This window comes from Campylobacter concisus (assembly GCF_902460705.1).
Taxonomy (GTDB): domain Bacteria; phylum Campylobacterota; class Campylobacteria; order Campylobacterales; family Campylobacteraceae; genus Campylobacter_A; species Campylobacter_A concisus_Z.
This window is the reverse complement of sequence record NZ_CABPUP010000001.1, coordinates 629,627-649,806: the sequence shown is the minus strand read 5'-3', so window position 1 is coordinate 649,806 and position 20,180 is coordinate 629,627. Positions and strand designations below refer to the sequence as shown.

At 40.5% G+C, this 20,180-nt stretch carries 19 protein-coding genes; 9 read left to right on the top strand and 10 right to left on the bottom strand.

The annotated features are described in order from the left end of the window. Window positions 1–2 precede the first annotated feature (2 nt). From recA to F3G75_RS03085, 5 genes are all read left to right on the top strand, one after another. Complete coding sequence (recA, locus tag F3G75_RS03105; protein ID WP_107696086.1) at window positions 3–1,100, top strand: recombinase RecA; 1,098 nt, start codon at window positions 3–5, stop codon at window positions 1,098–1,100. After that, window positions 1,100–2,350, top strand: coding sequence for a phosphopyruvate hydratase (eno, locus tag F3G75_RS03100; RefSeq protein ID WP_149716518.1), 1,251 nt, complete (start codon window positions 1,100–1,102; stop codon window positions 2,348–2,350). Before recA ends, eno begins: the two co-directional genes overlap by 1 nt. Further along, a complete protein-coding gene (locus tag F3G75_RS09405; RefSeq protein WP_149716517.1) occupies window positions 2,347–2,637 on the top strand; it encodes a septum formation initiator in 291 nt (96 codons plus the stop codon). The genes eno and F3G75_RS09405 overlap by 4 nt, the downstream gene beginning before the upstream one ends. Before the next feature lie 5 nt (window positions 2,638–2,642). Continuing rightward, on the top strand, window positions 2,643–3,503 hold the full coding sequence (locus tag F3G75_RS03090; RefSeq protein WP_149716516.1) for an AMIN domain-containing protein: 861 nt from the start codon (window positions 2,643–2,645) through the stop codon (window positions 3,501–3,503). A gap of 76 nt (window positions 3,504–3,579) precedes the next feature. After that, window positions 3,580–4,641, top strand: a complete 1,062-nt coding sequence (locus tag F3G75_RS03085) for a tyrosine-type recombinase/integrase (RefSeq protein WP_149716515.1) — start codon at window positions 3,580–3,582, stop codon at window positions 4,639–4,641. Window positions 4,642–4,863: 222 nt separating this feature from the next. On the opposite strand, the gene F3G75_RS03080 is transcribed toward F3G75_RS03085, so the two are convergent. The 7 genes from F3G75_RS03080 to F3G75_RS03050 form a co-directional block, all read right to left on the bottom strand. Further along, window positions 4,864–7,854 (bottom strand): molybdopterin dinucleotide binding domain-containing protein, encoded by a 2,991-nt coding sequence (locus F3G75_RS03080; protein ID WP_149716514.1) that lies wholly within the window; start codon window positions 7,852–7,854, stop codon window positions 4,864–4,866. Between the two features lie 13 nt (window positions 7,855–7,867). After that, window positions 7,868–8,605 (bottom strand): 4Fe-4S dicluster domain-containing protein, encoded by a 738-nt coding sequence (locus tag F3G75_RS03075; RefSeq protein WP_149716513.1) that lies wholly within the window; start codon window positions 8,603–8,605, stop codon window positions 7,868–7,870. Between the two features lie 186 nt (window positions 8,606–8,791). Continuing rightward, window positions 8,792–9,925, bottom strand: coding sequence for a glycerate kinase family protein (locus tag F3G75_RS03070; RefSeq protein WP_149716512.1), 1,134 nt, complete (start codon window positions 9,923–9,925; stop codon window positions 8,792–8,794). Beyond that, window positions 9,922–11,316, bottom strand: a complete 1,395-nt coding sequence (locus tag F3G75_RS03065) for a GntP family permease (RefSeq protein WP_149716511.1) — start codon at window positions 11,314–11,316, stop codon at window positions 9,922–9,924. The genes F3G75_RS03070 and F3G75_RS03065 overlap by 4 nt, the downstream gene beginning before the upstream one ends. Before the next feature lie 166 nt (window positions 11,317–11,482). Then, entirely contained in the window at window positions 11,483–12,448 is a 966-nt protein-coding gene (locus F3G75_RS03060; RefSeq protein WP_149716641.1) for a phospholipase A, read from the bottom strand. Beyond that, window positions 12,441–13,016, bottom strand: coding sequence for a molybdenum cofactor guanylyltransferase (locus F3G75_RS03055; RefSeq protein WP_149716510.1), 576 nt, complete (start codon window positions 13,014–13,016; stop codon window positions 12,441–12,443). Before F3G75_RS03055 ends, F3G75_RS03060 begins: the two co-directional genes overlap by 8 nt. Window positions 13,017–13,121: 105 nt before the next feature. After that, window positions 13,122–13,610: a DUF7832 domain-containing protein gene (locus F3G75_RS03050; RefSeq protein WP_149716509.1), complete on the bottom strand. Its 489-nt coding sequence runs from the start codon at window positions 13,608–13,610 to the stop codon at window positions 13,122–13,124. A gap of 127 nt (window positions 13,611–13,737) precedes the next feature. On the opposite strand from F3G75_RS03050, the gene F3G75_RS03045 reads away from it, so the two are divergent. Then, window positions 13,738–13,995, top strand: coding sequence for a SemiSWEET family transporter (locus F3G75_RS03045; protein WP_021091682.1), 258 nt, complete (start codon window positions 13,738–13,740; stop codon window positions 13,993–13,995). 65 nt (window positions 13,996–14,060) lie between these two features. On the opposite strand, the gene F3G75_RS03040 is transcribed toward F3G75_RS03045, so the two are convergent. The 3 genes from F3G75_RS03040 to F3G75_RS03030 all read right to left on the bottom strand — a co-directional run bounded on the left by F3G75_RS03040 (window position 14,061) and on the right by F3G75_RS03030 (window position 17,997). Further along, a complete protein-coding gene (locus F3G75_RS03040) occupies window positions 14,061–14,528 on the bottom strand; it encodes a hypothetical protein (protein WP_084109648.1) in 468 nt (155 codons plus the stop codon). Window positions 14,529–14,536: 8 nt separating this feature from the next. Next, the gene (gene leuC / locus F3G75_RS03035) at window positions 14,537–15,802 is read right to left on the bottom strand and encodes a 3-isopropylmalate dehydratase large subunit (RefSeq protein ID WP_149716508.1); all 1,266 of its coding nucleotides are present in this window, start codon (window positions 15,800–15,802) and stop codon (window positions 14,537–14,539) included. 83 nt (window positions 15,803–15,885) lie between these two features. Next, window positions 15,886–17,997 carry a TonB-dependent siderophore receptor gene (locus tag F3G75_RS03030; RefSeq protein ID WP_149716507.1) on the bottom strand — a complete coding sequence of 704 codons (2,112 nt, stop codon included), beginning with the start codon at window positions 17,995–17,997 and terminating at the stop codon, window positions 15,886–15,888. Between the two features lie 234 nt (window positions 17,998–18,231). Between F3G75_RS03030 and F3G75_RS03025 the strand changes: the two genes are divergently transcribed. The 3 genes from F3G75_RS03025 to F3G75_RS09400 are packed head-to-tail and all read left to right on the top strand — an operon-like array spanning window position 18,232 to window position 20,166. Continuing rightward, window positions 18,232–19,554 (top strand): NFACT RNA binding domain-containing protein, encoded by a 1,323-nt coding sequence (locus tag F3G75_RS03025; RefSeq protein WP_149716506.1) that lies wholly within the window; start codon window positions 18,232–18,234, stop codon window positions 19,552–19,554. A gap of 3 nt (window positions 19,555–19,557) precedes the next feature. Next, complete coding sequence (locus tag F3G75_RS03020) at window positions 19,558–19,902, top strand: hypothetical protein (RefSeq protein ID WP_087577910.1); 345 nt, start codon at window positions 19,558–19,560, stop codon at window positions 19,900–19,902. Between the two features lie 45 nt (window positions 19,903–19,947). After that, window positions 19,948–20,166 (top strand): Rrf2 family transcriptional regulator, encoded by a 219-nt coding sequence (locus tag F3G75_RS09400; RefSeq protein WP_223154385.1) that lies wholly within the window; start codon window positions 19,948–19,950, stop codon window positions 20,164–20,166. Window positions 20,167–20,180 lie beyond the last annotated feature (14 nt).

Sequence of the window (20,180 nt, the reverse complement as noted above, 5' to 3'; positions counted from 1 at the left end):
AAATGGCAAAAGAAAAAGATAGTGACAAAAAGATAGCTATCCCAGAGAGCGAAGCGGACAAGAAAAAGGCGCTTGAGCTTGCACTAAAGCAGATCGATAAAGCTTTTGGCAAAGGCACGCTTTTAAGACTTGGCGACAAAGAGGTTGAGGCTATCGAGTCGATACCGACTGGCTCGCTAGGGCTTGATCTGGCTCTTGGCATAGGCGGCGTTCCAAAAGGCAGGATCATCGAGATATACGGACCAGAAAGCTCTGGTAAGACTACTCTCACACTTCACATCATCGCTGAAGCGCAAAAAGCTGGCGGAATTTGTGCATTTGTCGATGCAGAGCACGCACTAGACGTAAAATACGCTTCAAATTTAGGCGTAAATACCGATAACCTTTACGTCTCGCAGCCAGACTTTGGCGAGCAGGCACTTGAGATCGTTGAGACGCTTGCAAGAAGCGGTGCTATCGATCTTATCGTAGTTGATAGCGTGGCCGCACTTACTCCAAAGAGCGAGATAGACGGCGACATGGGCGATCAGCACGTGGGCCTTCAGGCAAGGCTTATGAGTCAGGCGCTTAGAAAGCTAACTGGAATTTTAAGCAAGATGAAGACAACTGTTATCTTCATCAACCAAATTCGTATGAAGATCGGTATGATGGGATATGGCACGCCAGAGACCACAACTGGCGGTAATGCACTTAAATTTTACTCATCTGTAAGGATCGATGTAAGAAAGATAGCCACACTTAAACAAAACGACGAGCCTATCGGCAACCGCACAAAGGCAAAAGTCGTTAAAAACAAGGTAGCACCTCCATTTAAAGTGGCTGAATTTGACATCATGTTTGGCGAGGGTGTGAGTAAAGAGGGCGAGATCATCGACTATGGCGTAAAACTCGACATCATCGACAAATCAGGCGCGTGGTTTAGCTACAAGGCCGAAAAACTAGGTCAAGGCAGAGAAAACGCCAAAGCCTACTTAAAAGAGCATCCAGAAATTTCTGACGAGATAGTAGCGGCGATAAAAGGCTCAATGGGCATAGACCACCTAATAAGCAGCGGCGCAAAAGACGAAGAAGACGACACAAACGAAGCAGGAGATGAATAATGGTATTTATTGAAGATGTAGAAGCTCACGAGGTTTTAGACAGCAGAGGCAACCCAACAGTTCGTGCGACAGTTAGACTAAGCGACGGCACCGAGGCAAGTGCGATCGTACCAAGCGGCGCAAGCACTGGCAAGCGTGAGGCGCTCGAGCTTCGTGACAAAGACGAGAGATATGCTGGCAAAGGCGTTTTAAAGGCTGTTTCAAACGTAAATGAAAAGATAGCCGAGGCTATCATCGGCCTTGATGCCTACAACCAAAAAGCAGTCGATGAAGAGATGCTTGAGCTTGATGGCACGCACAATTACTCACATTTAGGCGCAAACGCGGTTCTTGGCGTATCTATGGCGGTAGCTCGCGCAGCTGCAAAGAGCCTAAATATCCCACTCTACCGCTACCTTGGCGGTGCAAACGCTAGCATATTGCCAGTGCCGATGTTTAACATCATAAATGGCGGCGCACACGCAAATAATAGCGTTGATTTTCAAGAATTTATGATCATGCCATTTGGCTTTAGCACATTTAGCGAGGCGCTAAGAGCTGCAACTGAAATTTATCATAAGCTAAAATCTATCCTAAACGCAGCTGGCCACAGCACGGCTGTCGGCGACGAGGGCGGCTTTGCTCCAAATTTAAAAGACAACGAAGAGCCACTAAAGCTTATCTCTCAGGCTGTAAAAGAGGCTGGATATGAGCTAGGCAGCCAGATAAAACTTGCCCTTGACGTCGCTTCAAGCGAGCTTTATAAAAACGGCAAATACGAGCTTGAGGGCAAGAAATTTAGCAGCGACGAGCTCATTAGCTACTACGAAAAATTTTGCGAAAAATATCCGATATTCTCTATCGAAGATGGCCTTAGCGAGGACGACTGGAGCGGTTGGGCTGAGCTTACAAAAAGGCTTGGAGGCAAAGTTCAGCTAGTAGGTGACGATCTTTTTGTCACAAATGAGAAAATTTTACGCGAAGGTATCGAGAAAAACATCGCAAACGCTATCTTAATCAAGCCAAATCAAATAGGCTCAGTCACACAAACTATGCAAACTGTCCGCCTTGCTCAAAGAAACGGATATCGCTGCATAATGAGCCATAGAAGCGGCGAGAGCGAAGATGCGTTCATCGCTGACTTTGCAGTCGCACTAAACACTGGCGAGATAAAGACAGGTGCTACTTCAAGAAGCGAGCGTAACGCAAAATACAACCGCTTACTTGAGATCGAGCTTGAGGCTGGAGAGTTTTTGGGGGATAATATTTGAGCGAAATTTTAGACGAATATGGCAACACTGATGGCATATTTCATAAAATTTTAAAATACATTAGACCGACATTACGCTACGTCATAGCCACCATTTGTGTGGCTATGTTTGCTTTTTATGTAGGCAATATGATGTTTGGCAAACGCTCACTTGATGTTATGTTAAGCCTTCAGAGCAAAAAAGAGAGGCTTAGCGAAGACGTGGAAATTTTAAAAAAAATAAACGCGCGTCTGCAAAAAGATTATTTTGAATTACAAGGCCTTGAGCCAGACTTTAATAAAAAGTAGGAATGATGAAAAAAATTTGGTTAGTTTTATCTATATTTGCAGCAAGTATGTTTGCTAGAGAGAACCCATTTATGCCTATTAGCGAGCTAAATACAAGCGTTATGACAACAAATATCATAGAAAAATTTGATAGCTTTGATTCTCTTTCGTTTAAATTTCCAAGCGATGCGGCACTTTTACTAGATGTCACCATAAGATATAGAGCAAATGACGGTACTATAAAGGAAAAAAGACTGGCTGATATAAATAAAACTATCGATTACAGCGATGAATTTGCTTTAAATAAGGTAAAAAATCCAGAACCAGTCGTGGCAAAAAAGCTAGATGTTTCGGTCACAATGGCAAATATGCCTAGCCAAAAAGTAAGCACTCCTGTGATAATAGAAAAAAATGAAACTAAAATTTCAAATAAAGATAGAAACAAAACCTCAGATATGCCAACTCCAAGTGTTGTAGTGATCGATCTTAGCACAGATAAAGCAAAAGAAACTAACATAAAGCCTGAACAAAAGGTAGTCAAGATAAAGATTGAGCCTAGTACAAAACCAGTTGATAGTGTCAAAAATGGAAAAGATGTTAAATTTCTAGGTTTTATAAGCTTTCTAGCCAACGACAAAGAGCTAAAAATCGCTACAAAAGCTAAAAATTTAAAGCATTTTGCTTATGAGAAAAATAAGATCGTTCTTGACTTTGCAAGGCCGCCAAGAAGCTTTAAAACTAAGAGTTTAAAACTTGAAAATGAATATTTTAAAAATGTGATCATAGGCTGGCATGATAGATATTTCAGAGTGGTTTTAGAGCTTGATAAGATGCATAAATATAAGCTCGAAGCCGCCGAAAATGGATATGTGCTTAAGCTTTTATAATTGAATTTTAAAAAGAGTAGTTTTTATAAAATTTCAAATATAATACTTTTCAAAATAAAAATTTAAGGTTATTGGTTTGAAATATCCGCTTGATTGTAAAGATAATTTTGAAAACTCATTTATATTTTGGCTCACTCGCTATGTCAAATTTAAACTTAGCTCACTTTCAAATAAAGAGCTTAGGGATCCAAAGGCACTTGCAAGTGTAAATTTCGCTCTCAGCCGCGAGGTAAAAAACATTGATCAGCTTGATGGCTTGGTAAAAAGCGCGAGAAATGCAGGGCTTACTGGCATAAATACCTACTTTAATCCACTTAAAAAAATATATGAAACGATGAAATTTTACGAGCTTAGCAGCCTAAAGCAGATCGATGAGGAGTTGCTAAGCGAAATACTAGCTAGCACGACTGGCGGACTAAGCGACGCTAGTAAGAAAAATTACCGCATCTCAGTGATAAATTTCTTTGCGTTTTTAGACAAACAAAACGAAGAGGATGGCAAGGCCCATGTTTTTGATATAAATTTAAAAAACTGGGGCGGAGTGAGCGGTAACAAAGGGCAAAAGTTGCCTGAGTTTATGGGCGAAGATGAGGTCAAAAAATTTCTTGATGCGATCGAGGAGAGCGACTTTAAGCAAAACTCAAATCGCAATAAGCTCATAATAAAAACGATAATTTTTACTGGCATTCGTGTGAGTGAGGCTCTAAATTTAAAGCGAAAGGACATCACTGAAGATGGCGATCTTTTTATCATTAGGGTCCGTGGCAAAGGCAACAAATACCGCATTGTTATGATAAAACGTCATCTAATAGAAGCTCATCTAAATGCGATCGCAATAAATTATATCAATAAAGAAGGCTATCTTTTTATCAATAAAAAAGGTACCAGGCTCACACAGGCTTATGTTAGCCGCATAGTTGAGCAGATCCTTTTTAAGGCTGGTATCAGAAAAGAGAAAAATGGTGCTCACATGCTGCGCCACACCTTTGCAACGATGCTTTATAAAAAGCAAAAAGATCTTGTTTTGGTGCAGGAAGCTTTAGGGCATGCGAGCTTAAATACTTCAAGAATTTACACCCACTTTGATAGTGACAAGCTAAAACTAGCTGCAAAAGTGGCTGAGGATCTAGCAAACTAGGGCGCTTAAAACCAAAGCAAACTAGCAATACTAAATTTAACTCATGCAAAATTTAAAATATTATTTAACTATGAAACCCTATAAATATATGAGGAAAATTTAGCTTGCAAGCAGCCTAAAAGCTTGCTCTGTATCTAAATTTACAATCCACCAGTCAAAAGCTCTTACAAAAAGTGAAATTTGGCAAGCAAATTTTACTCTGCTCGCCAAATTTATATCAAACTAGCCGATCTTTCTTATATTTGCAGGAAGTGCTTGTCTAGCGCAAGTACCAACCAACCAGTCATTTAAACTAAATTCGCCATTTCTTTTTGGATCAAGAAGCCCAAGCTTGTTGTGATTGACCCCTTTTTCTAAATTTGCTATCCCAAAGGCTGGCTTTCCATCGACGAGGTGTGTTCTTATACCAAACTCATCATGACCAAACCCATGTTCGATACTAATAACACCTCTAGCAACGCCATCGGTCACAAATGCCTCGCCCACTTGCGCGCCGTAAGGCGTAGTCACTTTGACCTTGTCACCTGAGACTATGCCTTGCTCTTTAGCCACGTCTGTTGCGATCCTGATGAAGTTTTTAGGATGAACAGCTCTAAGTCTTGGGCTAACAAATGTATAGAAGTGCTGGATATTTGACTTTCTTGAGCTAACAGTGTATTTCCACTCAGAGCGTGGGAAAAATTTCTCAAGTGGCGTGCCATCACTTGCAACTGGAAGCATTAGAGTTGGCACTCCTGGCATATATTCGCCTGTTATTGAGTGTCTGTGTCCGCCAAGTGGCTCGTAGTAGATGGAGGCTGGCGTAGGCGCTGGCACTTTTACGGTTGCTTTATCGCCATTATATGCGCTCTCGTAGCTATCGTATCTGCCGCCTTTTGCTAGTATGTGCGCTACTTTTGGCTTCTCTTCGTCTTTTAGATAAGGATCTAGTTTTGTCATCACTCTTGATATCTTACTAAGCTTTTTGTCCTCGTCGCTTATATCTTTCACGCCCTCGCCGTCAAAGGCCAAATTTGCTAGTGCAGCCGCGTAATACTGCTCTTTTACGTCAAAGTCCATGAAATTTCCGTCTTTGTCTTTGAAGGCATTTTTGCCAAAGCCTTTTAGTCCAAGCCTCTTTGCCACGGCTATATAAAATGCCTCAACGTCGATCGTGCCGCCGTTTTTATCCTTTGCCTGCTTTGAGCTAACGGCTGGATAGCGCACGACTGAAGTTTTAGCGATCGTTCCCCAAAGAGAGTTTGGAAGTGCCCAGTTTTCTAAATTTACCCCATCTGGCACGATGTAGTCAGCATAGGCGTTTGTCTCGTTCATAAAGGCGTCGATGCCCACAAAAAGTGGTAAATTTTTACTATCTTTTAGCACGTCTAAGACCGCTCTTTCAAGTCCTGCTTGTCCGTAAAGTACGTTTGTCATGTAGTTTATGAAAACTTTTACTTTGTATGGATAGCTGGCCTTGTGACTTGTAAGCGTTTCGTTTACAAGTGGCATAGAGATAGGATACCATGGCTGAGTTGATGGATAGCCGCTGCCGCCAGCTGCTACTTTGCGCTTATACTCGGAGCTTGTTTCGTAGTATTTGCCTGATCTTGATAAATTTAGACCATTTGGCTTATAAGCGCCCTCAAAGCTCTCAAGGTCATATCTGCCCTTTAAAAACTCGTGTGTGCCGGCACTTGCATTGACGTTACCGCCTTTGTAGCCGTAAGTGCCCATTAGTGTGTTTAGACAAAGTATCGCAAAAGTAGTCATACCAGCTTGCGTATGCATCATACCGCCATGCACGTTTGTGCTCACCTGTCTGCCATTTTTGGTGAAATTTTCACAAAGCCAGATGATATCTTCAACACTCACACCGCAAATTTTTGAGTACTCATCTAGGCTGTGTTTGTAGGCCGACTCTTTTAAAAGCTGCATAGAGCTTTTAACCTCGACTTTTTTGCCGTCTATTAAAATTTTGCCTTTATAGTAGAGCTTGGCTGGTTCATTTACCTTGTAGCTTTGTATCTTGCCATCTTGCAAGCAGACCTGCCACTCGTTATTGATAAGTGCAAATTTGCCGTAGTCTTTGTGACCTTTTTCGGTGATGACTAGGTGAGTGGCGTTGCACCAGTGTATCTCGCCTGCAAGTTTTGCTTGGTCTAAATTTGGCTGGATAAGGTAGTTTGTGGCGTATTTTTCATTTTCTATGATCCAGCGTATCATCGCCATGGCTAGAGCTGAGTCGGTGCCTGGCTTTATCGCTATCCAGCAGCCTTTGTCTGAAGAGGTGTATTTTATAGCGTTTGTAACACTTGGGTCGACCACTGCGTAGCTAAAGTCATCTCTAGTGCCTCTTGCGTAAGAGAGCATTTTTGCCTGTTTTTGGAAAGGGTTGCCACCATTTGACGGCGAAGTGCCCCAGTAGATAACAAATTTAGAGTTTTCATAGTCTGGTTTTGTGTGTGCAAAGCCCTTTGCGTTGTGCGTGATCTTACCACCAACCCTAAAGCCACCACCGCAAATTCCGCCGTGCGAGTAGTGATTTATAGTGCCAAATGACTTTTTGACAAAGCGATCGACGATATCAGATCGTCCGTCATATAGGTAAAAGCTTAAAAATTGATTACGCTTGGTGCCGTACTCTGGGTTTTCGCTGTCTATTAGCTCGTCGCTATATATCGCTCTTAGCCCGTCTACGTGCCCCTCGCCAAAGAGATCTCCGCCCTCTACGACCTCTTCTACTAGCTGTTCAAAGCTTATGCTCTTCCACTTGCCTTCGCCTCTTTTGCCAACTCTTTTTAGCGGAGTTAGTATCCTTGCAGGCGAGTCTATCATCTCAGGCAATATCGCTCCTCTAGCGCAAACTGTGGCTCGCTTTTCATCTTCGCCACTTAGTGTTGTAGCAAGAAGTGCGTCGTTTATCGATGTGTCAAAATTTGCCCAGTGTACATTTGAGAGTGGGTGGTATGGGTTGCCGCTACATCTTAAAACGCGGTCGTTTTTGTCATCTACGTGAAGTCTTATGCCACACTTCGTTGTACAGCCGTGGCACATAGAAAAGACAACACTATGTCCGTCGTTAAGTGAAATTTTGCCGTCTTTTACGCTAAATTCAGGCTCTAGTGAGTTTGACTGCGGTTTGTAGTCGTCTTTTTCGCCATCTGCTAGCACAGCGCTTGCAGTTAGTGTTGAGAGTACAGCTGATCTTTTTAAAAATTCTCTTCTTTGCATTACCTATCTCCTTTTACTGTGCTATCTCTTCACTCCAGCTGATAACCTTTTGATATCCATTATCAAGCTCGAGTTTCTTATCGTTTTTAGCCAAAATTTCGCTAACGCCGTGGTAGAACACCTGTGGATTTGTATTTTTAGGGCTATCTATGACCATAGTCTCGTGTGTGGCTAGAAATTTTCTTATATTTGAGTTAGGATCGTTAAGATCGCCTATTATACGGCTACCACCCACACAGCTCTCTACGCATGCTGGCTGAAGTCCCGCTCTTAGTCTATGGTCGCAGAAGGTGCATTTATCGGCCTTGTAGGTATGCAAGCTAAGATATCTTGCGTGATATGGACAGGCCTCCACGCAAAGCGCACAGCCTATGCACTCTTTTGTGTCGATCTTTACGATGCCGTTGCTTCTTTGATAGCTTGCTCCTGTTGGACAAACGTCGATACAGGCTGGTTTGTTGCAGTGGTTGCAAAGTCTTGGAAGTGACGCAATGACCGCCATTTTACCGCTTTTATCCTTTGCCTCGTACTCAGAGACGATGGTCCTAAAAGCACCTGGCTGAACGTCATTTTCCAACATACAGCTCATAGTACATGACTGACAGCCAACACATCTTGTTAGATCTATCGCCATGCCGTAGCGAACGCCACTACCACTAAAGTCCTTTGGTGCTGCCTTTAGCGCAGTCGTAGCGAAAAACAGTCCTGCAGCCACAATAAAACTGCGACGAGAGTTTAGGGTCTGTTGCATAAGAAATTCTCCTTTCTTTTTAGAAGTTTTTCTTATTCTAACATAGTAAATTTTTTTTCTAAAGTTTATTTTATATTTTTGCAAAATGTATTAAATTTTGAGAATTTTTGTAGCACTTTGTAGGTAAAATTTGAAGTTAAATTTAAAGAGAAAAAGATAGAAATTTAGCTTCTATCTTTTTTAAATTTATGATTTGTGGTTTAGCATATAAAGGCGGATGACTTGCTCGGCAGTCATCTTTAAATTTCTAAGGGCATTATCTTTTCGCATAGCTTCTTCAAGACTCATTGGCTCATTTAGTATGCAAAAATACGCATCTATGCCGTGTTTATGGCAGTCTTTGGCACATTTTTGCACGCTTCCAGCAAATGCGATCACTGGCTTATGATACTTTTTTGCTAGTTTTGCAACCCCAGTTGGTGTCTTACCCATTGAGCTTTGAAAGTCCATACGGCCTTCACCAGTGATGACTAGATCAGCCTTTTTGATCTCATCTTCAAGTGCAATAGTCTGTGTAATGATCTCAATACCTGGGCGAAGTTTCGCTCCTAAAAATGCCACGAATGCAAAACCAAGTCCGCCAGCTGCGCCAGCACCTTTTTGTGTGTGAAATTTACTATTAGTCTTTTCCTTTACAAGAGTTGCAAAGTGTTTTAGCCCATCATCAAGCTCTTTTATCATGCGGCCATTTGCACCCTTTTGAGGGGCATAAACATGGGCTGCTCCATTCATGCCATAAAGCGGATTATCTACATCGCAAGCGATTAAAAATTCGCACTCCTTTAGCTCTTTTAAAGCATCTTCATCTGTAAACTCATAAATTTTGGCTAAATTTTCGCCTTTTCCTTCAAGTAAAGCACCATCTTTATCATAAAATTTAAAGCCAAGTGCGCTAAGCATGCCTGTACCAGCGTCATTTGTCGCACTTCCGCCGATGCCAATGATAAATTTTCTAGCGCCTTTAGCAATGGCATCTTTTATCATCTGACCAAAACCAAATGTGCTAGTCTTTAGTGGATTTCTCTCGTCTGGGTTTATGAGCGTAAGGCCAGAAGCGCTTGACATCTCAAGTATGGCAAGGTCATCTTTTAGTGCATATCTAGCTAAAATTTCAATTCCAAGTGGATTTTTAACTATCGTATCTATAAATTTCGCACCAAGTGCATCAGCCATCGCCTCTACACTACCCTCGCCACCATCTGCGATAGGCTTGACAACGACCTCACAGCCAATCTCTTCTAATCCTTCTTTTACAGCAAGGCCCGCCTCAAGCGAGCTAAGCGAGCCTTTTAATGAATCAATCGCAACTAAAATTCTCATAAAAGCACCAAAGATAAGATATAAACGCTAATTATGCCAACGATACCCATTATAAACGTCATAGCTGTTTGTGTGCGATATCCTTGTTCTGCACTCATCTTGCTAAAATTTGTCACAACCCAGAAGTAGCTGTCATTTGCGTGAGATACGCACATCGCACCAGATGCTATCGCCATGACGCAAAGTGCAGCCGAAAGCTCGGTCGTAAAGCCAAGTGTATGCATGAGTGAGTTATCAGCACTAAACGCACCCATGATAGATGCTGTCGTGATGATAGCCACGGTCGAGCTTCCTTGAGCGGTTTTTAGTATGGCCGAGATAATGAATGGGAAGAAAATTCCTATCGCTTTTATGGCGGTTGCGTTTTCTTTTATGAAATTTACAAAGCCGGCCTCAGTGATGACATTACCCAAAACACCGCCAGCTGCTGTGATAAAGAGTATCGGTCCAGCGATCTTTAAAGACTCGTTCGTGATATGGTCAAATTCTCTTATCTTTCTGGCTTCTACTAATAAAAACACGCAAAAGATCACGCCAATTGCAAGAGCAATGATAGGATTTCCTAAAAATAAAAGTATCTTTGGCAAGAGAGCCGTTTTATCAAACATGCCTTGTTTTGCTAAAACATCGACAATAGAGCCGATCGCCATAAAAATGATAGGCATGATGATAGGTGCAAGGCTCAAAAATCCACTAGGTAGCGTGCCAAATTTCTTCAAAAGCTCTTCGTAGGTAGCTGTGATAGTAGCGTCAGCATCTTTGTCGCTGATAGTCACACTTTTGCCAACACTCTTTGAAAAGAAATAAACAGCTATCAAAACAGGCACTGAAACGACTGTTCCCATAATGATGACAAGGAGTAAATTTCCGCCAAGACCAAGTGTTCCTGCAGCTGCTATTGGGCCAGGAGTTGGCGGGATGAAGACGTGAGATGCGTATAGACCGCCACTAAGTGCGACTGACATAGCGACTGGGCTTGCTGAAATTTTCTTATAAAGTGCCTCGCGAATAGAGTTTAAAACGACAAATCCACTATCACAAAATACCGGAATGCCAACAACCCAGCCCATGATGAGCATAGCAAGCTCTGGACGCTTTTGTCCGACTAGCTTTACGACCATATCAGCTAGCTTTAGTGCAGCTCCAGTTTTTTCAAGCACGGTGCCGATGATCGTTCCAAAGATAATAACGATACCGATGCTCTTAAATGTGCCACTAAAGCCGACACCTATCATCGCTGGGATCTTGGACAGATCAATGCCTGCGACGATCGCAAGAACCAAAGAAATGCTCATAAGTGCCAAAAATGGATGCACTTTTAGCTTAGAGATCATAACAATCATAAGTATGATGGCTACAATAAAACAGACAATTAGTGAGATTCCGCTCATAAAAACTCCTTTGTTCTGAGATTTTGCTTAAGATTTTAGCAAAATTTGCTTGTATTTTTTCTAATATTTTTAAGTTTTTTGATTAATTAAATTTTTTTGACATATTTGAGTAAATTTATGACTATTTGCCTAAATTTAGCCATTTTATAAGCTTAAAATTTTTAGCTTATTTTAAAATAACAAAACCAAGACCAAATTTATCAGTATGCCTATTATAATCAATCAAACTCTCGCCATATCCCGTAAAATACTGCAAATAGCCATAAACTCCGGTTGAGAAGATAGGAAACATATATGAAATTTCAGCGGCACCTTTATTTGTTTTATCAAAATGTAAGTTATTTCTTAGCATTAGGCTAAAAATGTGTTCATTAAGATTGTAGCTAAGCCTTACATCGCCATGCCCGATGTATTTTAATATATCTTTATTATCGCCCTTATTGCCCACTACCATCCAAGCTCTTGGCGAAATGCTAAGCTTGCCAAAAACAAAATCACTTTGCACATAAGCTCTATTCCAGCTTCTTGAATTGCTACCATCTCGTCCATTTGACTCATGCAAAAGTCCAAATTTTAGGTTTTTTATACCTATTTGATCCAAATATTTTGGCGAAGCAAAATTTAGAAAAATTTCTGGCTGATAGTTCGTCTCACGAAATGGCGCTGAAGTTCTTGTTATCTGCCACCAAGATGTCTGCGTGTAGGCTGCCACAAGGCTCTCTCTAAGTCCAAACATGTCATAAAACAACGGCTTTGCAAGGCTTATTTGAAACTTAGTTTCAACGCTTTTTCGCTCATCGTTTGGCACATTTTTAGCATAAGTTACTGGCAAAAGGTAGTTAAATTTATAAAGCTCAATGCCAAGTGCATTTTGTAAATTTTTACCACTTTTATCTTCTCTTAAAAGATCGGCTTGCTTTAGCTTCGCCTCTCTTGGCGCTGGCTCGCTTGCTTGCAAATTTTGTATCGCGCTTTGCTCGTTTAAAGAGCTTTTGGCTAGCTCTTTATAAATTTGCATCGCAGCTTTTATATCACCGCTTTGCTCCAGCTCTTGTGCTCTTTTAAAATCATCCAGCCCACTTGCTATCAAAAAACTAAGGGCAAGGCTTAAAAACAATAAAATTTTACTCATCATCTATCTTCTTTTCTTGGATTTTCTTTGCCATTTCGTATTCGTCAGGGAAATTTACGTTAAAAAACTGCTCACTATCTTTAAAATTTACGACTTTGCATTTACAGCTTTTTCTCAAAAGTCCGATTTTATGCTCATTTTTTAAATAAAACTCATGAGCCAAAGTGGCAAGCCCTGGGCTAAAAAAACCACAAAGCGAATGAATGTGCTCATTATCACTAGCCACAACCATGTCAAATTCATCTTTAAATTTAGCAAGCTCTTCTAAGCTTTTAATATCAAAAAATGGCATGTCAGCTGGTATCACAAAAATGCTATGATCAAAATTTTTAAGAATGGAGTAAAGTGCGAGCATTGGCGAATAGTTATCGCTATTTTCATCTTTTATAAGCTTTAGTGGCGGGCTAAATTTCTCAAATTTTGAGCTTACATAAACTTCGTCAAAAACTTTGCTAAATTTCGCAACCTCATAATGAGTAAGCGTCTTAAAACCACCAAATGGCAAAAGTGTCTTATCTTGCCCCATACGCGAGCTTTTGCCACCTGCTAAAATCACGCAAGTTTGCATCTTTTCCCTTAAGAAAGTTATGAGACTAAATTTAGCTAAAAGCGGCTTTGATCTACCAAAAATATGTGATAAAAACTTATTTTTGTTTATGCTACTTGTGAAATTTTAAGCCTGCTTTGCCCTTTTCATTGTTAAAAATTCCTCGTAGCGACGATCAATGATAGCTTTGATCAAGGCATAGTTTTCTTGTGAGTTTTCTATATAAAAATAGGCGTTATCAAAGTATTTTTCACCAAATTTTTTCGAAACAAAATCCGTATAATCCTGCAAATACCAACCATACATTTTGGCAAATTTTGTCCGATCAGTCGTATAGTAGGCTTTTGCAAAGGCTTTACCAGCAGTATTTAGCTCCACACTTCCAAGTACGCCGTCCATAGCGTCAAAAAGATAGTGACGATAGTTAAAATTTTCGTCCATCTGTGCTATATCGTCCGCAAAATCTGCCGCAAATTCCTTTGAATAAAATTTATGTTCCATGCACCAGCGAAAGAAAAATGCAATGTGTGTCGCACCGTTTTCATGCGGTATATCAGTCGGCGCATCTTTCGCACCCCAATGCCATTTTGCTTTGTCATATACTATATCTGGCATTTTTATCCTTTTAAAATGCTCAATTTTACTAAAACCATCTTAATCGTAGTAAAAATCATGGCTATTTTATCCATTTGCTTGCTATGATTAAAAAAGATATAATGGCGCTTTTATTTAAGGAGAAGCAATGAGTGAAAAAAATCTACAAATTTTAGGCTGGATCGGCACATGCCTATCAGTTGTTATGTACTTTTCATACATCCCACAAATAATGGGCAACCTTGACGGCAACAAGACACCTTTTATACAGCCACTAGCGGCTGCGCTAAACTGCACAATCTGGACAAGCTACGGTCTATTAAAAGCTAAAAAAGACTATCCACTTTCTGCTGCAAACTTCCCAGGCATAATCTTTGGTCTTTTGGCAACTATAACAGCGTTTTAATACACCATTTAGTTGTTGTGGCGATTATACAATAAAACATTATTTGCTTCGCCGAAACAACTAATTTATAGTGTTTGCGCTATTTTGGCTAACTTTTCTTTAATTATATTGCCTTTTGAACTTAGCGAAAAGATCATTTGCACTAGCTCCTCAGTTGTTGCCTCTATTCTTTTGTCATCACTATCTAAAGTTCTGAATTTGTTTAGGATAAGCGGACCGAATTCTTGATATGTAGACATAAAATCCTTATAGTCCTCTTGCAGTTCTGGTGCGTAAAAACTGATAAGCGAGTGTAATTTACCAATTTCAAATTTTGGATTTTCTATATTTAAATTTGGATTTATTAATAAAGCTACTTTGTAATGTATTCCCCCTAAAATATCCCCAACTATAATAAACGCTTCCTCTAGCTTTTGTCGCCTGAGTTTATTTTTCTCTTTTTTCGTGTTTAGATTAGCATACACCCATTGCGCACACATTGTTAGGACTGCACCAAGTACAATTTTCAATAAGTCAGATATCAAACTATCCATATTATTTTTTATAAGTCCCTTGGATCGGCGATTTTACCTGCTATGGCTGAGGCCGCTACAACTGCTGAGTTGGCTAGATAAATTTCACTCGTTCTATCGCCCATACGTCCGACAAAATTTCTATTCGTCGTCGAGATACAGCGCTCATTTGCACCTAAAATTCCCATATATCCGCCAAGGCAAGCTCCACATGTTGGGTTACTCACAACTGCTCCTGCTTCGATGAAAATGTCGATTAAGCCCTCTTTCTCGGCAGCTCTTGCGATCTTTTGCGTCGCTGGAGTGATGATGAGCCTTGTTTTGCGAGCTACTTTTTTGCCTTTTAGGATCTGCGCTGCTATGCGAAGGTCACTTAGACGGCCATTTGTGCATGAACCGATAAATGCTTGATCGATAGCTAAATCGTCACGAACCGCTTGTCTTACGCTCTTGCCGTTACTTGGCAAAAATGGATATGCGATGACTGGATCAAGGTTTGTAACATCGATCTCTAAAATTTTGTCATATTTTGCGCCCTCGTCTGAGTAGAAGAATTTTGGTTTATCGCGTAAATTTTTATCTTTTAAAAACTCTTTTGTGATCTCATCAATCGCGATGATACCGCTCTTTGCGCCAGCTTCGATCGCCATGTTGCACATTGAAAATCTGTCATCCATGCTAAGGCTATCTATCACCTCGCCGCTAAACTCAAGCGCCTTGTAAAGTGCGCCATCAACGCCTATTTGGCGGATGATCTCAAGGATGAGATCCTTTCCATAAACGTGCTTATCAAGCTTGCCTTTAAAGACGACTTTGATGCTCTCAGGCACTTTAAACCAGTTTTTGCCAGTGATCATCGCATAAGCTAGGTCGGTGCTGCCCATGCCGGTGCTAAATGCTCCAAGAGCGCCGTGCGTACAGGTGTGACTGTCTGCGCCGATGATGACGTCGCCTGGGATGACTAGCCCTTTTTCAGGCAAAAGCGCATGCTCGATGCCCATATCTTTTTCGTCAAAATAGTTTTTAAGGTCGTGTTTGTAGGCAAATTCGCGTGAAATTTTGGCTTGATTTGCGCTTAGGATGTCCTTTGTCGGGATGTAGTGGTCCATCACGATGGCAAAGCCGTCTGGGTTAGCTAGCTTTTTAGCGCCACTTCTCTCAAACTGCTTGATCGAGATAGGCGTCGTGATGTCGTTACCTATGATCATATCGATCTTGCTCTCGATGATCTCTCCAGCGCTTACCTCTTTGCCAACGTGATCTGAAAATATTTTCTCGGTAATAGTTTGTTTCATAAATTTCCTTTAAATTTTGAGGCGATTTTAACGAAAATTGCTAAATTTAAAGAAAATTTACTAAGCCAAAAGGCCTAGTAAATTTAGAATTTAACGCTAGCGGTCAGCATAAACTGCCTCGCATACCCCGGCTGTATCGGTATGATATTAGCCTGCGTACCGGTCGACGAGGACGTATAGTAGAGCTTGTCGGTCAAGTTTTTGACGTTAAACGAGAAATTTGTCTCGTAGCCCGCGATCTTGGTATCGTAGCTGATAAATGCGTCGTAAACGACCGCGTCATCCATCTTAAAGCCCGTTCCTGCTGGCACGGCCGGTAGATTTTTATTCATGTAGTAGGTGTACCATGAGCCAAAATACCTTGCTCCACCGCCGATCCTTAGACCTTTTGCTCCTAGGTGGCTAAAGTCGTAGTTAGCAAACAAGCTGGCTTGATGCTTAGGCGTTGCTTCTAGCGGTTTGCCCACTAGCACGGCAAACGCTCCGCTATCCTTTCGTACCTCAGTCTTTGTGAATGCGTAGCTAGCGCCCACGCTTAGCCCTTGCGTCACGCGGCCGTTAAAATCAAACTCAAATCCTCTAGAGCGTGCCTCGCCCACTGGCGTACTCACGCCACTTACGGTACGCATGATGTTTTTCTTATTGATATTAAAAACCGCCGCACTAGCCGTTATGCTATCGTTTTGAAATTTAGTTCCCAGCTCGACACTTTTACCCTCTTCAGGCTTTATATCGCCGATATCGCCTTTCATAGCCATTTGCGGATTGAAACTTTGTGCGTAATTGGTATAGACCGACCACTGAGGCGTTAGTAGATATAAAAGCCCAGTTTGCCACGTAAATTTGCCATCTTGTTGATCTGTGCTATTTGGTCCACTAGTTGTGCCGCGAGCTACTTGGTCGTAGTATTCATACCTAGCTCCTAAAGAGTAGATTAAGTTTTCAGTTAAATTTATGCTATCTTGTGCATAAAATCCGATAGTTTTTAGCTTTTGATACTGGATGCTTGACTCTCTGGCAGTTGGTAGTCCTACTCTTCCATAGATAGGATGATATATGTTTATGCTTAAGTGGTTACCCGTATCTTTTAGGCCACCTGGTCTATAGCGGTAGTATTCCTTTGCGTCGATGCCAAAGAGTAAATTATGCTCTATCTCGCCAGTTTTAACGTAGCCGTTTAAATTTAATGATCCAGCATGCGTGCGGTGGATAAATCCGTCGTAATATTCGTTTCGCCTAGTCGCCGTGCCATTATTTAATACATTCATTAGCCTGATGTGGCCATACTCGTGCTTTGAACGAGAAAATGCATAAGCACCCTTTAGCAGCCAGTTTTCGCCGAGATTTTTCTCAAAATTTACATCTAGCGTGTCAAGCTTTGTTTTTAGCTTATTAAATGGCTCGTCAAGGCGTCTTTTCTTATCTATGGGTAGTAGTTTGCCGGTGCTTGGAACGAGATACATGCCTCGGTCAATCGGATCGGTCGAGCGTGTGTGCGCATAAGCCAAATTTATGCGGTAATCATCGCCTTTATACGAAAGTGAGGGTGCAAAGAGAACATTTTTATATTCGCCAAACTCTCTCCAGTAGTCCTTTTGCATCGTATCAAATATAAATCTATACGCAAATCCACTCTCTGCAATGGGTCCTGTGGCATCAAAGCCTGTATTCCAGTAGTTGCGGTTGCCGATACCAGCCCAAATTTCGTTTGTGAAGTCGTATTTTGGCTTTTTAGTGACCATATTTATGATGCCGCCTGGCTCTTGTGCGCCGTAGAGCAAGCTAGAGGGGCCTTTTAGCACCTCGACGCTTTCTACGGTTTTGTTAAAGCTATGCATGACGCTAGCGGGCACCCCGTTTCGCATGATCGAGCCGTCGCGTCCGCCACCAAATCCTCTTTTTATGATCGAGTCAAAGATGCCGCCCGTGGTGTTTCCGTAGCTAACGCCGCTCACATTTTGAAGACTCTCGGCTAGAGTTTCTGGCTTTTTATCTTTTAGTTGCTGCTGGGTTACGACGTTTACTGTCTGTGGTATCTCAAGAATTGGCGTATTTGTCTTGCCCACCTCACTCGTTGTGGCTCTATAACCATCGTCTGCGCTATCTTCAATGCTAATTCCATCCAAGCTTACATCAGTAGCATTTAAAGCAGAAATAGCAAAACAAAGCACCGCACTAATGCGAAATTTATTCATTTATCATCCCTTAAAAAATTTTTAATATTATAAAAATAGTTATCATTATATAAAAATATATTTTAAATTTTTATGAAAAAAATTTACGAAAAATTTATATTTTAATAACATTACAAATAAAACATTTCAAAAAATTAAACATAGATCAGAAAACAGATTTTTACTATTTTTATCATAGCTAGTGATAAAGCTTTTATTAAAACATTTTTGCAACATTTCTGATATAATCCTCACATGAAGTACGCACATTTAGTTCAAATAGCAAGTTATTTGTCAAATTTTACAAAGATAAACCAAGCAAAACGCATTAATGATATGGCTATTTTAATCGAATTTAATGGTGAGAAGATCATCTTTGATCTAAACAAATCAAACTCTGCTATCTACAAAGATGACGAGCTAAAAGAAGCAAAAATTTATCAGGCACCTTTTGATAATGTGCTAAAAAAGCGCTTTAATGCCTCACATATAAAAAGCGTTGAATGCTTAAAAGATAATAGAATTTTAAAATTTATCTGCACACAAAGCGGCTCATATAAAAGTGAAAATTTTATTCTCTATCTTGAATTTACTGGGCGTTTTACAAATGCTGTAATAACTGATGAAAATAACGTAATAATCGAGGCGTTAAGACATATCGATAATAGCTACCGCAAAATAGAAACTGGCGAAGTTTTAAGAGAGCTTCCAGCTATCGCTATCAAAGAAAAACCGTGCGAGCCCATAACTGACTTTGAGGCGTTTTTTAGGAGCGAAGCGGTCAGAGTAAATGAGTCTAGGATAGCTAGTTTAAAAGAGGCAAAGCTTACAAGCGTGCAAAAAAAGATAGATAGCATGAGCGAAATTTTAAACTCACTTGAAGATAAAGATGAGCTAATAAGAAAGAGTGAAGAAGCTGCGAATTTAGGATCGCTTTTGCTTGCAAATTTGGGAAATTTTAGGGGCTATGAGAGAGAAATTTGCCTGAAAGATTTTGATGGCAACGAGATAAAATTAACCCTTAGCGATACACCAAAAAATAGTGCAAATGAATTTTACACAAGATCAAAAAAGTTTCGAGCAAAGGCCCTTGGCGTGGAGATAGAAAAGAGAAATTTAAGCGAAAAGATTGAGTTTTTTGAAGGATTAAAATCCCTCTTAAAAGAAGCGAATAGTCTTTATGAGCTTGAAATTTTAAGCCCAAAAAACAAGGCAAAACAAAAAGAACGTCATGTAAAAGATGTGAGTGAAAATGCTGAAATTTTTTACGTTAGAGAGTTTAAGATTTTAGTTGGTAGAAACGAAAAAGGCAATATAAATTTGCTTGACCTTGCCAAAAAAGACGATATATGGTTACATCTAAAGGATACCCCAAGCGCTCATGTCATTATTAAAACAAACAAGAGCAAGGTACCCGAAGATGTGCTAAAAATGGCAGCTATATTCTGCGTGGAATTTAGTGTAAAGGGAGCTGGCAGGTACGAGGTAGACTACACTAAGCGTGAAAATTTAAAACGTGAAAACGGTGCAAATGTCACTTATACGAACTATAAAACTATCATCATAAATAAAGGCTAAAAAATGGCTGTAACACCTTTAGGAAATAGTAACTTTATAAATCAAAACGCACCAGTAGTGTCGCAAGTGCATGCAAATCAACAAGCTAGATTTGATATGCAGTCTTTGATGGCAGCTGAGCTTGCCTCGCAACAAAGTGAAGAGATCAAAGAGGTGCGTCCGATGGAAGAGTCTTATAAAATAGACCCTGAAAAGGAACATGAACGCCAAAAAAATGAAGAAGAGGCAAGTGAGTTTGAGAGTGAAAAACAAAATTCAAGAGATAGTGACGAAGAAAATTTGGACGATATAGCAGATAATGAGGAAATAGTACCTAGCGAACATCACATGCTTGACATAACTATTTGATGCCTAAACACCCCAGCCCCACAAACACCACGTCTCAAGCCAGCAATACTCCCCCAACACCTAACCCTCCTTCAAATTTTTAACGCAGTAAATGATAAAGAAAAACTTTTTAAGATCCACTCTGACTCACCTAAGGCCTGCCCACTTGGTAGCAAGATCGAGGGACTTTTAACTGGTCACCTCCTAAAAGCACAAGAAGCTTTAGAAAGTGAACTAAGAAGCATTACTTTACAAGATCTATTAGATGAGCTTATTAATTTATAAAATTTAAAAAGTAG